Origin of the sequence: Streptomyces sp. NPDC056738 (assembly GCF_042790435.1) — a bacterium.
Lineage (GTDB): Bacteria > Actinomycetota > Actinomycetes > Streptomycetales > Streptomycetaceae > Streptomyces.
The window spans coordinates 310908-325500 of the sequence record NZ_JBHTZF010000013.1 but is presented as its reverse complement, the minus strand read 5'-3'; the positions used below and the strand labels follow the sequence as shown (position 1 = coordinate 325500).

Annotated in this window: 12 protein-coding genes; 5 read left to right on the top strand and 7 right to left on the bottom strand. The window is 72.8% G+C overall.

What is annotated here, in order from left to right; genetic code table 11:
• Nucleotides 1–240: 240 nt before the first annotated feature.
• On the top strand, nucleotides 241–2466 hold the full coding sequence (locus ACFRIC_RS31605; protein ID WP_382792868.1) for an acetate--CoA ligase family protein: 2226 nt from the start codon (nucleotides 241–243) through the stop codon (nucleotides 2464–2466).
• A gap of 37 nt (nucleotides 2467–2503) precedes the next feature.
• Complete coding sequence (locus ACFRIC_RS31600) at nucleotides 2504–3355, top strand: enoyl-CoA hydratase/isomerase family protein (RefSeq protein ID WP_382792865.1); 852 nt, start codon at nucleotides 2504–2506, stop codon at nucleotides 3353–3355.
• 293 nt (nucleotides 3356–3648) lie between these two features.
• Here ACFRIC_RS31600 and ACFRIC_RS31595 read toward each other — a convergent pair whose 3' ends face one another.
• Complete coding sequence (locus tag ACFRIC_RS31595) at nucleotides 3649–4608, bottom strand: hypothetical protein (RefSeq protein WP_382792863.1); 960 nt, start codon at nucleotides 4606–4608, stop codon at nucleotides 3649–3651.
• 131 nt (nucleotides 4609–4739) lie between these two features.
• Between ACFRIC_RS31595 and ACFRIC_RS31590 the strand changes: the two genes are divergently transcribed.
• Entirely contained in the window at nucleotides 4740–5354 is a 615-nt protein-coding gene (locus tag ACFRIC_RS31590) for a flavin reductase family protein (RefSeq protein ID WP_382792861.1), read from the top strand.
• A 48-nt stretch (nucleotides 5355–5402) separates the two neighbouring features.
• On the opposite strand, the gene ACFRIC_RS31585 is transcribed toward ACFRIC_RS31590, so the two are convergent.
• Nucleotides 5403–6746, bottom strand: a complete 1344-nt coding sequence (locus ACFRIC_RS31585) for an MFS transporter (protein ID WP_382792858.1) — start codon at nucleotides 6744–6746, stop codon at nucleotides 5403–5405.
• A 71-nt stretch (nucleotides 6747–6817) separates the two neighbouring features.
• Here ACFRIC_RS31585 and ACFRIC_RS31580 point away from each other — a divergent pair, with 71 nt between their 5' ends.
• Nucleotides 6818–7819: a GlxA family transcriptional regulator gene (locus tag ACFRIC_RS31580; RefSeq protein ID WP_382792855.1), complete on the top strand. Its 1002-nt coding sequence runs from the start codon at nucleotides 6818–6820 to the stop codon at nucleotides 7817–7819.
• Nucleotides 7820–7981: 162 nt separating this feature from the next.
• Here the strand turns inward: ACFRIC_RS31580 and ACFRIC_RS31575 are convergent, their stop codons facing one another.
• From ACFRIC_RS31575 to ACFRIC_RS31565, 3 genes are all read right to left on the bottom strand, one after another.
• Nucleotides 7982–9031: a Zn-dependent alcohol dehydrogenase gene (locus ACFRIC_RS31575; RefSeq protein ID WP_382792852.1), complete on the bottom strand. Its 1050-nt coding sequence runs from the start codon at nucleotides 9029–9031 to the stop codon at nucleotides 7982–7984.
• A gap of 64 nt (nucleotides 9032–9095) precedes the next feature.
• Complete coding sequence (locus tag ACFRIC_RS31570; protein WP_382792849.1) at nucleotides 9096–10268, bottom strand: acyl-CoA dehydrogenase family protein; 1173 nt, start codon at nucleotides 10266–10268, stop codon at nucleotides 9096–9098.
• A 44-nt stretch (nucleotides 10269–10312) separates the two neighbouring features.
• A complete protein-coding gene (locus ACFRIC_RS31565) occupies nucleotides 10313–11224 on the bottom strand; it encodes an SDR family NAD(P)-dependent oxidoreductase (protein ID WP_382792846.1) in 912 nt (303 codons plus the stop codon).
• Between the two features lie 96 nt (nucleotides 11225–11320).
• Here ACFRIC_RS31565 and ACFRIC_RS31560 point away from each other — a divergent pair, with 96 nt between their 5' ends.
• A complete protein-coding gene (locus ACFRIC_RS31560; RefSeq protein WP_382792844.1) occupies nucleotides 11321–12256 on the top strand; it encodes a cyclase family protein in 936 nt (311 codons plus the stop codon).
• A 461-nt stretch (nucleotides 12257–12717) separates the two neighbouring features.
• Here the strand turns inward: ACFRIC_RS31560 and ACFRIC_RS31555 are convergent, their stop codons facing one another.
• Together ACFRIC_RS31555 and ACFRIC_RS31550 are read right to left on the bottom strand one after the other, a co-directional pair.
• Nucleotides 12718–13164 (bottom strand): ATP-binding protein, encoded by a 447-nt coding sequence (locus ACFRIC_RS31555; protein WP_382792841.1) that lies wholly within the window; start codon nucleotides 13162–13164, stop codon nucleotides 12718–12720.
• Between the two features lie 494 nt (nucleotides 13165–13658).
• Complete coding sequence (locus ACFRIC_RS31550; protein ID WP_382792838.1) at nucleotides 13659–14591, bottom strand: acyl-CoA dehydrogenase family protein; 933 nt, start codon at nucleotides 14589–14591, stop codon at nucleotides 13659–13661.
• Nucleotides 14592–14593 lie beyond the last annotated feature (2 nt).

Here is a 14593-nt window from a genome sequence, read left to right as displayed (position 1 = left end):
CCGGTACATCAATGGCCGTCGCCACCGACGGTCACTCCTCACCCGACGGCGACGGGCTGATGCACCGGCACGGCCCCGACCCACCCACCGGACGGGAACCGCGACCGCGGTAGGCCGAGCCCCCCGCCGGGTACTCAACAGAAGCCCACCCCTGCACAACGGTTCCTGACACGGCGTCAGTTGCGTAATCTGACAGTGCGTCAGTTAACAATTGGCTGTCACACAGGAGCGGGCGGACCGATGCTTGGATCAACCCACGGCACCCTCACCACCGACTCCCGCCGGGCCAGGGTCATCGCCTGCGGCGAGCAGCCCTCCCCGGTCGTGCACGGACGCCCGGCCGAGGTCGACGACCTGGACGTCAGCGGTCGCCCGCTGTACGCCACCGTCCCCGACCTGGACCGCTTCTTCCGTCCCGAGTGCGTGGCCGTCATCGGCGCCTCGGACACCGAGGGACGGCCGAACACCGGGATCACCCGCCAGCTCATCGCCTGGGCCAAACGGGTCGGCGCCCGGCTCCACCCGGTCCACCCCACCCGCCGCACGGTCTTCGGCCTCCCGTGCCTCCCCTCCGTGGCGGACGTCCCGGAACAGGTGGACCTGGCGGTGCTCCTCGTCGCCGACCCCCTCCCCGTGATCGGGGAACTCACCGAGGCCAAGGTGAAGTTCGCCGTCGCGTTCGCGTCCGGCTTCGCCGAGACGGGAACCGAGGGCGCCGCCGCGCAGACCCGCCTCGCCGCCGCCGTGCACGGCTCCGGCCTGCGCCTGCTCGGCCCCAACACCAACCTCAACGCGTTCGAGCACTTCCGCGACGACCTCGACGGCCCCGCGGTCGCCCTCATCACCCAGTCCGGCCACCAGGGCCGGCCGGTGTTCGCGATGCAGCAACTGGGAGTCCGCCTGTCCCACTGGGCACCCACGGGCAACGAGGCCGACCTGGAGACCGCGGACTTCATCTCCTACTTCTCCGAGCGCCCCGAGGTAGGCGCCATCGCCTGCTACGTCGAGGGACTCAAGGACGGCCGCTCGTTCCTGCTCGCCGCCGACCGCGCCGCCCGCCGCAAGGTGCCCGTCGTCGCGGTGAAGGTCGGCCGCACCGAGACCGGCGCCCGCACCGCCGCCTCGCACACCGGCAAGCTGACCGGCGCCGACGCGGTGGTGGACGCGGCGATGCGGCAGTTCGGCGTGATCCGCGTGGACGGACTCGACGAACTCCAGGACACCGCGGCCCTGTTGGCGCGGGCTCGCGCACCCCGGGCCGACGGGGTCGTGGTCTATTCGATCTCGGGCGGCACGGGCGCGCACTTCGCGGACCTGGCCAGCGAGGCGGGCCTGGACCTGCCGGTCCTCTCGGAGGCCAAACAGGCCGAACTGCACACCTGGATACCGGACTACCTGAACGTCGCGAACCCGGTCGACAACGGCGGGCACCCGGTCGGCGACTGGCGCGGCCGGAAGATCATCGACGCGATCCTCGCCGATCCGGCCGTCGGCGTCCTGATCTGCCCGATCACCGGGCCCTTCCCGCCGATGAGCGACAAGCTGGCGCAGGACCTGGTGGACGCCGCTGAGCAGACGGACAAGCTGGTGTGCGTGGTGTGGGGATCGCCGGTCGGCACGGAGGCCGCGTACCGCGAGACGCTGCTCGGCTCGTCCCGGGTCGCCACGTTCCGTACGTTCGCGAACTGCATCACCGCCGTCCGCGCCCACCTCGACCACGCGCGGTTCACCGCGGCCTACCGCTCGCCCTTCGACGAGGCGCCGCGCACCCCGTCGCCGTCCTTCCGCAAGGCACAGGCCCTGATGCGCCCGGGCCAGCAACTCAGCGAGCACGGCGCCAAACAGTTGCTGCGGGCGTACGGGATCCGCGTGCCACGCGAACAGTTGGTGACCAGCGCGGCGGCGGCCGTCCGGGCGGCGAGCCAGGTCGGCTACCCGGTGGTCATGAAGGCCTCCGGCGCGCAGATCGCCCACAAGACCGAACTCGGCCTGGTCAAGATCGGGCTGACCTCCGCCAGCCAGGTCCGCGACGCCTATCGCGAGCTGACCGACATCGCCCGCTACGAGGGCATCTCGCTCGACGGGGTGCTCGTGTGCCAGATGGTCGAGCGGGGTGTGGAGATGGTCGTCGGTGTCACGCACGACCAGCTCTTCGGGCCGACCGTCACCGTCGGGCTCGGCGGGGTTCTCGTCGAGGTCCTGCAGGACTTCGCCGTGCGGGTGCCGCCCTTCGGCGACGACCAGGCGCGGGCCATGCTGTCCGAGCTGCGCGGACGGGCCCTGCTCGACGGGGTCCGCGGGGGCCCGCCGGTGGACGTGGACGCGCTGGTCGAGGTCGTGATCCGGGTCCAGCGGATGGCGCTCGAACTGGGCGACGAGATCGCGGAGCTGGACATCAATCCCCTGATGGTGCTGCCCCGGGGTCAGGGCGCCGTCGCCCTGGACGCACTGGTGCTGTGCCGCTGACCCAGAACTTCCGACCCGCACGCAACGGAGCACCCTCATGACCGACTCCCCCCGTGCACCCCACCAACCGTCCGAACCCCCCGCGCCATCCGAGAAGCCCCTCGACTCATCGATACGCCACACCACCGACAACGCCGTCTCGTGGATCACCCTCGACCGGCCCGAGGCGATGAACGCGCTCACCTGGGACCAGCGGGAGCGCGTGATCGAGCTGCTCGCGGCGGCGTCGGCCGACCCCGAGGTGCGGGCCGTGGTCCTCACCGCCACCGGCCGCGGCTTCTGCGCCGGAGCGGATCTACGCGGCGGTCCGCACGCCGGGGAGCGGGTGCCCGGCGACGTCGCCCGCATGATCCGGCAGGGCGCGCAACGCCTGATCGCCGCCGTCCTCGACTGCGAGAAGCCGGTGATCGCGGCGGTGAACGGCACGGCGGCCGGGATCGGCGCGCACCTCGCCTTCGCGTGCGACCTCGTCCTCGCGGCCGAACCGGCCCGGTTCATCGAGGTGTTCGCGCGGCGCGGCCTCGTACCGGACGGCGGCGGGGCCTATCTGCTGCCCCGCCTCGTCGGCCCGCAGCGGGCCAAGGAGCTGATGTTCTTCGGGGACGCGCTGAGCGCGGCGGACGCCGAGCGGATCGGGCTCGTCAACAGGGTCGTACCGGCTGAGGAGTTGGAGAAGGCGGCACGGGCCTGGGCCGAGCGGCTGGCCGCCGGGCCCACTCGGGCGCTGGCGCTCACCAAGCAGCTCGTCAACGCGTCCCTCGACTCCGACCGCGCCACCGCCTTCGCGGCGGAGGCCGCGGCGCAGGAGATCAACATGACGACGGCGGACGCCAACGAGGGCGTGGCGAGCTTCGTCGAACGCCGTAGTCCCCGCTTCAGGGGCCGCTGACGAACCGAACCCGGCGGGAACGGGGCCGGAGGCCCGGGTTCGGCCCCGGGTTCGGCCGGTGGGTGGGTCGGGGCCGTGCCGGTGCATCAGCCCGTCGCCGTTGGGCGGAGATGTGGGCGTCGGTGGCGACGGCCATTGATGTACCGGCACGGCCCCTCGCGTGCGTCGCCGGGTGCGGGTGCATCGTGGTGGCTACGGGCATCGCCGTACCGGCACGGTCCCCTTCCGTGCGTGGCCGGGTGCGGGTGGTTCGTGGTGGCTGCGGGCATCGGTGTACGGCACGGGGGTTCGGGTCAGCCCCGCCGCAATATGCGTAGATCCCCCGCGTCAGGGTCGCCGAACAGGACGAACAGCTCCGGGTGGGTCTCGGTGCCGCCGATGGTCCAGTAGGTGTCGTGGCCGCAGTCGCCGACGCGGACGACGACGCCGTCGCGCCGCTCGGAGTCGGGCCCGTCGGCGTACGGGTCGTAGCGGCCGGCGGTGTCGAGGAACCACGTACCCGCGCCGTCGCAGCGCGTGAACTCCTTGGTGGTCACGTCCCCGAACTCGGGCTGGGCGGGCACGGACGAGAGCTCGGCCCTGCCCCCGGCCCGCAGCCGCAGCACCGCCCCGTGATCGCCGCGCCAGACGCCGGTGAGCCGGTCGGCGCCGAGCTTCGGGGGCTCGTACTCCTGGATGAGCCCCGTGGCCAGTCCCACCGTGCCGGCAGCGACGACGAGGACGCAGGCCCCGAGGGCGGCGAGCGCCGAGCGGAACCAGACGCGGTCCGGCGTTCGTCCGCCGGCCCGTTCGCGCCGCCGCGCCCCGGCGGCCGCCAGGACGGGCGGAACACCGGACACGGTGAGCAGCAGGGCCTCGGTGCTGGTGGGATGAAGACCGAGGAGGACCGCGAGCGCGGACCAGAAGGCGCCGAGAAGCAGGACGAAGCCCAGGTGCCAGGCACCCTCGGGGCCGGGTGCGCGACGGCGCGCGAGACGGGCGAGCGTGGCCGCCGGCATCGTGAAGGTCACCGTGTGCAGCAGGCCCAGAGCCGCGAGCAGGGGCGGCCCGAAGACCATCACGCACAGCAGCCCGACGGCGGCGAGACCGCCGCCGAGGCCCGCCCCGTGGTCGTCGTCGTCGAACGTGCCGACCCACCAGACGGCGGCGGCGACCGCGAACTGCGCCGCGCAGACCGCCGCGGCGAGGTTCACCTCCGCGCCGGTCCATGCCGACCGGGACAGCGTGGGCCTCCCGGAGTTCGCCGACCTCATGAGGCGAAAAGATACGCGGGCGAAACACCCCACCCCGCGAGGGGGCCCCGCCTCCCGCCCTGCCCGCCGTGAGCCCCGCTCTCGCGCACCCCTTCCTATCTGACACTCCGTCAGCTTCAATGGTGGATGTGATGGGACACGCAGGGATGGCGGCCGCCGCCGTCCGCTACCTCAGGTCGGCCGGGGCCCCCACCGTCGCGGGGCCCGTCGAGGCGTTGCCGCGCCCGGATCTGCGCGCGGTCCGCGAGGACGAGCGGGCGCCGGTGGATCCGGCCCGGTTCCGTCACGTACTGGGCCACTTCGCGACCGGCGTGACGGTAGTGACGGCGCCCGCGGCCAACGCCGGGGATCCGGCGGGCCCGGCCGGCTTCGCCTGCCAGTCGTTCGCCTCGCTCTCCCTCGACCCTCCGCTGATCTGCTTCATGGTCGGCCGTACGTCCACGACATGGCCGCGCATAGCCCGGGCCGGCGTCTTCTGCGTCAACGTGCTCGGCGCGCACCAGGGCGACCTGTGCCGCGGCTTCGCGGTGAGCGGCGCCGACAAGTTCGCCGGAGTCGCCCACGACGCCGCTCCGGTGTCGGGATCCCCCCGCCTCGCGGGCGCCGCGGCCTGGATCGACTGCACGATCCACGCGGTGCACACGGGCGGGGACCACCTCATCGTGGTGGGCCGGGTGGACGCCCTGGGCGCGAGCGACGACGACGTGCCGCCCCTGCTCTTCCACAAGGGCCGCTTCCTCACCTGAGGCCTCTGGCCCGAGGCCTGTCACGCGGGGCCCGTCACCCGAGGCCCGTCACGCGGTGGCCGGTCCCACCACCGGCGCCGCCGATGCCGCCGATGCCCCCGGACGACGCCGGCGGATGACCAGGGCCATCAACGCGGCCGCCGCGCACAACGCGCCCGAGGCGTACCAGACGACGTCGTACGAGCCGAAGCGGTCGCGGGCGACACCGCCGAGGAAGGCGACGAGCGCGGCGCCGACCTGGTGGGAGGCGAGGACCCAGCCGAAGACGATGGCGCTGTCCTCGCCGTACTGCTCACGGCACAGGGCCAGGGTCGGCGGGACGGTGGCGACCCAGTCGAGGCCGTAGAAGACGATGAAGAAGATCATCGGCGGGTGCACGGACGGGGCGAGCAGCATCGGGAGGAACAGCAGCGAGATGCCGCGCAGGGCGTAGTACACCGCCAGCAGGCGGCGCGGCTCGAAGCGGTCGGTGAACCAGCCCGAGGCGACGGTGCCGATCACGTCGAAGACGCCGATGACCGCGAGGAGCGAGGCGGCGGCGGTGATGGGCATGCCGTGGTCGTGGGCGGCGGGCACGAAGTGGGTCTGGACGAGCCCGTTGGTCGAGGCGCCGCAGATGGCGAAGGTCCCGGCCAGCAGCCAGAAGGGGCCGGTGCGGACGGCGGAGAACAGGACGGTCACCGCGCGCCGGGCGGCACCGCGGACCGGTTCGGGCTTGGGCACGAACTCCTTCGCCCCGTACGGCATCTGGCCCACGTCGGCCGGGTGGTCGCGCAGCAGCAGCCAGACGAAGGGGACGACCGCGAGGGCGGCGAGGGAGACGGTCACCGCGGCCGGACGCCAGTCGTGCTCGGTGACGATCCAGGACAGCAGCGGCAGGAAGATGAGCTGGCCGGAGGCCGAGGCCGCCGTCAGGATGCCGGTGACCAGGCCCTTGCGCTCGGTGAACCAGCGGTTGGTGACGGTGGCCGCGAAGGCGAGGGCCATCGAGCCGGACCCCAGACCGACCAGCAGGCCCCAGCACAGCAGCAGTTGCCAGGCCGCCGTCATCCAGACCGTAAGCCCGGAGCCGACCGCGATCACGGTCAGGGCGACCGCCACCACGCGGCGGATGCCGAAGCGGTCCATGAGCGCGGCCGCGAACGGCGCCGTGAGCCCGTAGAGCGCGAGGTTGATCGAGACCGCGGCGCCGATCGTGCCGCGCGACCAGTCGAACTCCTCGTGCAGCGGGTCGATCAGCAGTCCGGGAAGCGACCGGAAGGCGGCCGCGCCGATGATCGTCACGAAGGTGACGGCGGCGACGAACCAGGCACGGTGGATGCGGTGGGAGGGGGCGGGGCGGACGGGCCGGGAGTCCTCCGGGGCCTGCGCGGCTTCGGTTGTCTGGGTCACGCCCTAGAGCTTCGGGGAACGGACAAGGACGAACCACTGGCCCGAGAGACAGCATTCGTTAGGATCGGGCCATGGCTCTCCCGGATACGCCGCCTCCGCACCGCGTGGTCGTCCTCGCCCTCGACGGTCTGCTGCCCTTCGAGCTGGGCATCCCGCAGCGCATCTTCGGCAAGGCGCGGGACGCGGAGGGGCGCCCGCTCTACGAGGTCGTCACGTGCTCGGTCCGGCCGCCGGGCCCGGTCGAGACGGACGCGGACTTCTCGGTCCTCGTCGGCAACGGGCCCGAGGCGCTGGCCGGCGCCGACACGGTCGTGGTCCCGGCCTCGTACGAGCTCGGTCCCGTGCAGCAGGAGGGCATCCTGACGCCGGAGCTGGCGGCCGCCCTCGCGCACATCCGCCCCGGCACGCGTCTGGTCTCCATCTGCACCGGCAGCTACGTCCTCGCGGCCGCCGGCTATCTCGACGGCCGCCCCGCCACCACGCACTGGATGCACGCCGAGCACTTCCAGCGGCTCTTCCCGAGGATCAGTGTCGACGCGGACGTGCTGTTCGTCGACGACGGAGACGTCCTCACCTCGGCCGGGGTCGCGGCCGGGATCGACCTGTGCCTGCATCTCGTGCGCCGCGACCACGGCGCCGCGGTCGCCAACGAGGTGGCCCGCCGGACCGTCGTACCGCCGCACCGCGACGGCGGACAGGCGCAGTACATCCGGCGCCCGGTCCCGGAGGCGCGCTCGGCCGGCACGACCGCCGCCCGCGCCTGGGCGCTGGGCCGCCTCCACGAGCCGATCCAGTTGCGCGACATGGCCGAGCAGGAGTCCATGTCGGTGCGCACCTTCACCCGGCGCTTCCGTGAGGAGGTCGGGGTCAGCCCCGGCCAGTGGCTCACACAGCAGCGCGTGGAGCACGCCCGCCATCTCCTGGAGTCCAGCGACCTGTCCATCGACCACGTGGCCCGCGACGCCGGCTTCGGCACGGCCCAGTCGATGCGCCAGCACCTCCAGGCGACCCTCGGCGTCACCCCGACCACCTACCGCCGCACCTTCAGATCCGGCACCCCCGCCGACCACTGACCACCGGGCGGGCGGCCCCGGACCTGCGGCCCCCGCCTCGTCGTCACCTCCCCGCGCCAGGGGTTCCCGGACGTCGGCCCCGGACCTCTGGCCCCCTCCCCGCGCCAGGGGGTCCGGGACGTCCGGCCCCGAACCCCTCCCCACCTCCCGCGCGAGGGTGTCCTAGAACGTCAGCACAGCCCGCGCCACCTTCCCCGCGTGCGCGTCCTCCGCCGCCCGCTCGAAGTCCTCGACGGGATACGTCGCGGTCACCAACTCGTCCAGGAGCAGGCGGCCTTCGCGGTAGAGCTCGGCGTACAGGGCGATGTCCCGCTGGGGCCGGGACGAGCCGTAGCGGCAGCCGAGGATGGACTTGTCGAGGTACATCGAGGAGACCAGGAAGGACGCCTCGGCCGTCGCCGGGGGGACGCCGAGCAGGACGGCCTGGCCGTGCCGGTCGAGCAGGTCGATCGCCTGGCGGACGAGTTCGACGCGGCCGACGCATTCGAAGGCGTGCTGGGCGCCGGTGGGCAGGATGTCCTTCACGCCGTCCACCGAGGTCAGGAAGTGCGTCGCGCCGAACTGCCGGGCCACGGACTCCTTGGCCGGATTGGAGTCGACGGCGACGATCCGCAGCGCGCCCGCGAGCCGGGCGCCCTGGAGGACGTTGAGTCCGATGCCGCCGGTGCCGATGACCAGGACGGTGTCGCCGCGGTCGACCCGGGCCCGGTTCAGGACCGCTCCGACCCCGGTCAGGACCCCGCAGCCGATCAGCGCGGCCGAGGTGAGCGGGATGTCCTTCGGGATCCGGACCGCTTGCACCGCCTTCACCACCGTGCGTTCCGCGAAGGCGGAGTTGGCGGCGAACTGGTGGAGCGGCTCGCCCGAGCGCGCGAACGGCCGCTGCGGCATGCCGATCGCCTTGCGGCACATCGTGGGCCGCCCCCGGTCGCACTCGGCGCAGGTCCCGCAGTTGGCGAGAGTGGACAGCGCCACATGGTCGCCGGGCTCGACATGGGTGACGCCCACGCCCACGGATTCCACCACGCCCGCGCCCTCATGGCCGAGCACCACGGGAACGGGGAAGGGGATGGTGCCGTCCACCACGGACAGATCGCTGTGGCAGAGCCCCGCAGCGGAGATCGCCACCCGCACCTCCCCGGGTCCCGGGTCCCGTACCTCCAGGTCGTCCACGACCCGGGTCCTTCTCCCGTCGAAGATCACGCCTCGCATCGCGCCGGCTCCCCTCTCCCCGGGCCGCCCCGGGCTGTTCCTGGGCTGTTGGTTCCGGGGCCGGTCAGGGCCGGCCCCGGGGCTCCTTCGGCAGGCCGAGCGCGCGCTCGGCGATGATCGTGCGCTGGATCTCGTCCGAGCCGCCGTAGATCGTGTCGGCCCGGCTGAACAGGAACAGGTTCTGGGAGGCGTCCAGTTCGTAGGGCCGCGCGGCGGACCAGTCCCGCGGACCCACCGCCCCCGCGGCCCCCCGCACCTGGACGGCCACCTCACCGAGCCGCCGGTGCCAGCCGCCCCACAGCAGCTTGGCCGCGCTGGGCGCGCCCGGTCCGCCGGGACTCCCCGGACCGCCCAGCGTGCGCAGAGCGTTCCACCGCATCGTGCGCAGCTCGGCCCACAGCCGTACGAGCCGGTCGCGCACGACGGGATCCCCGGCCGCTCCCGTGGCGAGGGCCGTGCGCAGTACGCGCCCCAACTCCTCGGCGAAGCCGATCTGCTGGGCGAGGGTGGAGACCCCGCGCTCGAAGCCGAGCAGGCTCATGGCGACCTTCCAGCCCTCGCCCTCGCCGCCGACCACGTGCCCGGCCCGCGCCACCGCCCCGTCGAAGAACACCTCGTTGAAGTCGCTCGTGCCGGTGAGCTGGCGGATCGGACGGACCTCGATCCGGCCGGGCTGGTCCATGGGGACGAGGAGGAAGGACAGGCCGTGGTGGCGGGTGGACCCCGGTTCGGTGCGGGCGAGCACGAAGCACCAGTCGGCCTCGTGGGCGAGCGAGGTCCAGATCTTCTGTCCGGTGATGCGGTACACCCCGGAGGGCCCGGCCCCCGTGTCCCGTACGGCGGTCGTGCGGACGCCGGCCAGGTCCGAGCCGGCGCCGGGCTCGCTGTACCCCTGGCACCACAGTTCCCGGCCCTCGGCGACCGGCGGCAGGAAGCGGCGCTTCTGTTCCGGGGTGCCGTGCGCGATGAGCGTCGGTGCCAGCAGGTTCTCGCCGATGTGCCCGGAGCGGGCGGGCGCCCCGGAGCGGGCGTACTCCTCGGCCCACACGACCTGCCGGGTCAGGTCCGCGCGCCGGTTGCCGTACCCGTCCTCCGCCCAGCCGAGTCCGATCCAGCCGGCCTTCCCCAGTTCCCGCTCCCAGTCGCGGCGCCCGGGAGAGCCGTCCAGATGCTCCTCCAGCCAGGCCCGCGCCTCGCGCCGGAAGGTCTCGTCCTCGGGACCGAATGCGAAATCCACGCGCTCTCCTCCCCTCCGGACCGGGACACCCGGGCCGGGAACGGTCACGCGTTGGGGCGCGCCTTGTCCGCGGCCGCCCTTGCCATCGCCTCCAGTTGCTCCAGCAGCGGCATCGGATCGACGCCGACGGTCCCGGGCAGGAAGTCGGCGATCTTCTCCGGGGTCCAGGCGCCCTCGGCGTATCCGGCGCGCAGTTCGCGGGGCTGGGCCCATACGGCGATCTTGGGTCCGGCGATCGTGTAGACCTGCCCGGTGATGCGTTCCGCGCGGGCCCGCTCCGACAGGAGGTAGACCACGAGCGCGGCCACGTCCTCCGGTTCGCCGATCTCCTTGAGCTCCATCGGTACGTTCGCCGACATGCGCGTACGGGCGACGGGCGCGACGGCGTTGGCGGTGACCCCGTACTTGTGCAGACCGAGGGCGGCGCTGCGCACCAGCGAGATGATCCCGCCCTTGGCGGCGCTGTAGTTGGCCTGCGCCACGGACCCCTGGTGGTTGCCGCTGGTGAAGCCGATCAGGGTGCCCGAGCCCTGTTTGCGCATCACCGCCGAGGCGGCGCGGAAGAGCGTGAACGTGCCCTTGAGATGGGTGGCGACGACCGGGTCCCACTCCTGTTCGGACATGTTGAAGAGCATCCGTTCGCGCAGGATGCCGGCGACGCACACCACTCCGTCGATCCGTCCGTACGAGGCGAGCGCGGTGTCGACGACGCGCTGCCCGCCCGCCATCGTCGAGATGTCGTCGGCGACCGCGACGGCCTCCCCGCCGGCCGCCTCGATCTCCTTGACGACGGCCTCGGCGACCGAACTCGTGGGCTCGCCGCCCTCGACGGACACGCCGTAGTCGTTCACGACGACACGCGCGCCCTCGGCGGCCGCGGCGAGGGCGACCGCCCGGCCTATCCCCCGGCCCGCGCCCGTGACGGCGACGGCCTTGCCCGCAAGGAAGTTCCCCATGCCCGGCCCCTTCCCGCAGTTTCTGACGGTCCGTTAGATTCAACTCGGATTCTACGACCCGTCAGATACCTGGAGACAAGCCCCCGGGGAGGACTCATGTCGCAGCCGGCGCTCCGTCCGGAGTTCCACGAGATCGCCAAGCGCGTCAACAACTGGGGGCGCTGGGGCGCCGACGACGAGATCGGGACGCTGAACCTCATCACGGACGAGGTGGTGCGGGAGGCCGCCGCGACGGTACGGACGGGGCTCCGGGTGCCGCTCGCCCTGCCGCTCCAGCAGGACGGCGTGCAGACCGGGATGATCCCGGGGCGGGTCAATCCGCTGCACGCGATGGTGCAGATCAACCAGGAGATCTTCGGCCCCGGCACGGTGGCATGCAGCGACGACGCGGTGACCATGGGCCTTCAGGCGGGCACCCACTGGGACGCGCTGCCGCACGTCTCGCACTCCGGCCGGCTCTACAACGGACGCCCCGCCTCCACCGTCACCCCGCACGGCGGCGCCGAGTTCAGCGGGATCGACAAGCCGCGGCACATCGTCTCGCGGGGCGTCCTGCTCGACGTGGCGCGGGCGCGCGGTGAGCACCGGCTGGCCGGCGGGCACGCCGTGACCCCCGAAGACCTTGAGGCGGCGGAGGAGTTGGCGGGGACGCGGGTACGGGCGGGCGACATCGTGCTCGTACGGACCGGTCAGATCCAGGTGTACCTGGCGGGCGACAAGCACGGGTACGGGTATCCGTCGCCCGGTCTGTCGGTGCGCACCCCCGAATGGTTCCACGCGCGCGATGTCGCGGCGGTCGCCAACGACACCCTGACCTTCGAGATCTTCCCGCCCGAGATCGAGGACCTGTGGCTGCCCGTGCACGCGCTCGACCTCGTCGAGATGGGGATGCTGCAGGGCCAGAACTGGAATCTCGAAGAGTTGTCCACAGCCTGTGGACAAGAAGGCCGGTACGCGTTCCTGCTGTCGGCGATGCCGGAACCGTTCGTCGGCGGCACCGGCACACCGGTGGCACCCGTCGCGATCCTCTGACGTCCGGCCGGCGCGAGAGCAGTCCGGGGCCTGCCGTACGAGGGCCGACTGGCGGCGCGCTTCCCCCACTCTCGACTGCGCCCGGCCGAAGGTCCCCACCTCACCCCGGGCACGGCACCGCGCGCCGCCATCCGCCTCCGGCGTACCCGCCCTGCCTCCCCTGGCCGTGGGGGAGCCGACGCCGAATCACGACCCACACTCGCCGAGGGCCCCCGTCACCGGAACCCTCGTCGTCCCCTCGCGGCGAATCGCTGAACACAAGCGTGATCAAACGGACACGCCACGTCAACAGTCGATCGGGGATTTGCGGTGTTCCACCCTATTTGAGACAGCGCGTACGGAAGCACGACCCGGCGCATTCGGCCACGACCGCGGCCGTGTACAGCGGTTTCGTGCATACATGCACGAAACGCGAGACGCACGCACGAAACGCGAGACGCCCGCCCGGGAGACGGGGCGGCCTAGACCGCCTCGTACGCGAAGCCGCCGTAGGCGCCGTACGGGGAGTCCTGCGCGGCGTCCGCGGCGCACCGGTCCAGTTCGCACCAGATGCGTTTGCCGGCACCCTCGGGATTCCAGCCCCAGCGGTCCGCGAGGCCGTCGACGAGTTCCAGGCCGCGGCCGTTGGTCTCGTCGCCGTCCGCGTGACGGGGCATCGGCGGGCGGGCGCTGGAGTCGGCCACCTCGAGACGCACCGTGGCGGCTCCGGCACCACCCGGCAGACACAGGCGCAGCACGGCCGGACACCCGGTGTGCACCACGGCGTTGGTGACGAGCTCGGAGACCAGCAGGATCAGCGTCTCGGCGAGTGGTTCATCGGCGTCTATCCCGGACCCCGCGAGCCTCGAACGGGCCCACCGCCGGGCTCGCCCCACCTCTGCGGGGTCGGGCCGGATCTCCAGCTGCACTTGAAGCACCTGCACCGCTCACACCATCCGAACCGGCGGACACATCGCCTCGCGCCTCACAAGGGCCACGATCGTAGCCATTTTCTGCATGGCCAGAACAAGGATCACGGAACGTGATTCCCTTGCGAGACAGCATGGTTGACGTACAGTCACCCCAACAAGCGCTTCGGGCATATTCCAGCGCGAAGGAGTACGCGTGCGGCATACTGTGCGACGCTCGCCACGGGGAGTCGAACAGGCAGGTGCGGGGGTCCGCCCTGCCTCACGAGCGGCGCGCATCGCCGGGTCCGGCGCGGCCTCGGGGGCAACACCGGGATGGCTCAGCCTCAGAACCACTCGCATCCCACACAAGGTACCGGAGCCCGGCGCCGACTCCAGGCCGTGACAAGTCACGCCTAGGACACAACCAGGTCTCAACGCTCCGTGATCCCGGTTTGCCACGATCCGCGACATCCGCCCGCGTTCCTCCCGCGACACCCCAGGACAGCGGCCCTCTACGCCTCGGCGGACACCAGATCGTCCGCCAGCTCCTCCTCACTTTGCGTAGTGCCGCCGGCACGATGTGTCCGCGTCCAGGCCCTCTTCAGGTGCAGATGGACGTCGGACTCCCAGGTGAAGCCCATGCCGCCGTGCACCTGGAGGCAGTCGCGGGCACCGCGCACGGCGGCCTCGTCGGCGAGCAGACGGGCGGCCGCGACATCGGCCGGGTCGGCGGTGACCGCGGCGGCGTAGACGGCCACGCGGGCCGTCTCGACCCGCGCGAGCATGCCCGCGCACAGATGCTGCACCGCCTGGAAGGCGCCGATCGGCTGCCCGAACTGCTCGCGCGTCCGGGCGTGTTGCACGGCGGTCTCGCAGGTCCGGGCGGCGCTGCCGAGCTGTTCGGCGGCGGTCAGGAGCGACACGAGCAGCCGGTCCGGCGTCGGGGCGGTCCCGGGTGCGCCGCGCCCGGGAGGCCGGGCGCCGGTCCCGGGCAGCCGGTGCAGGGGCGTCAGCGGGTCCACCGGGTCCAGCGGCTCGGCCCCGGCGGCGTCGCCCCGCACGACGTCGGCCTCGTCCAGCCATTCCACGAGCCCCCCGTCGGCGCGGGTCACGACCACCTCCCCGGCGGCCGCTCCGGGCACGGCGCCCGCGGCGAGATGGGTGGCGATCAGCGGTCCCGGCAGCAGGACCCGCCCCGCCTCCTCGAAGGCCAGCACGGCCTCCGGGAGGCCCTGCCCGACGCCGCCCGCGGCCTCGGGAAGGCGCAGCGCGAAGAACCCGGCGGCGCCCAGCTCGCGCCACAGCTCCCGGTCGAGCACCCGGGCGCCCTTCTCGTCCGCCCGCTCCACGGCCGCGCGCAGCGCCTCCCGCCCGAACCGGCCTTCGAGCAGGTCACGCACGCCCTGCCGCAGAGCCCGTTGATCAGCCGTCAGCCGGAAGTCCACGG

What these genes read in the sequence shown, in the direction of transcription:
- ACFRIC_RS31605 (WP_382792868.1), top strand. Translation starts at nt 241, where the DNA reads ATGCTTGGATCAACCCACGGCACCCTCACCACCGACTCCCGCCGGGCC.
- ACFRIC_RS31600 (WP_382792865.1), top strand. Translation starts at nt 2,504, where the DNA reads ATGACCGACTCCCCCCGTGCACCCCACCAACCGTCCGAACCCCCCGCG.
- ACFRIC_RS31595 (WP_382792863.1), bottom strand. Translation starts at nt 4,608, where the DNA reads ATGAGGTCGGCGAACTCCGGGAGGCCCACGCTGTCCCGGTCGGCATGG.
- ACFRIC_RS31590 (WP_382792861.1), top strand. Translation starts at nt 4,740, where the DNA reads ATGGGACACGCAGGGATGGCGGCCGCCGCCGTCCGCTACCTCAGGTCG.
- ACFRIC_RS31580 (WP_382792855.1), top strand. Translation starts at nt 6,818, where the DNA reads ATGGCTCTCCCGGATACGCCGCCTCCGCACCGCGTGGTCGTCCTCGCC.
- ACFRIC_RS31575 (WP_382792852.1), bottom strand. Translation starts at nt 9,031, where the DNA reads ATGCGAGGCGTGATCTTCGACGGGAGAAGGACCCGGGTCGTGGACGAC.
- ACFRIC_RS31565 (WP_382792846.1), bottom strand. Translation starts at nt 11,224, where the DNA reads ATGGGGAACTTCCTTGCGGGCAAGGCCGTCGCCGTCACGGGCGCGGGC.
- ACFRIC_RS31560 (WP_382792844.1), top strand. Translation starts at nt 11,321, where the DNA reads ATGTCGCAGCCGGCGCTCCGTCCGGAGTTCCACGAGATCGCCAAGCGC.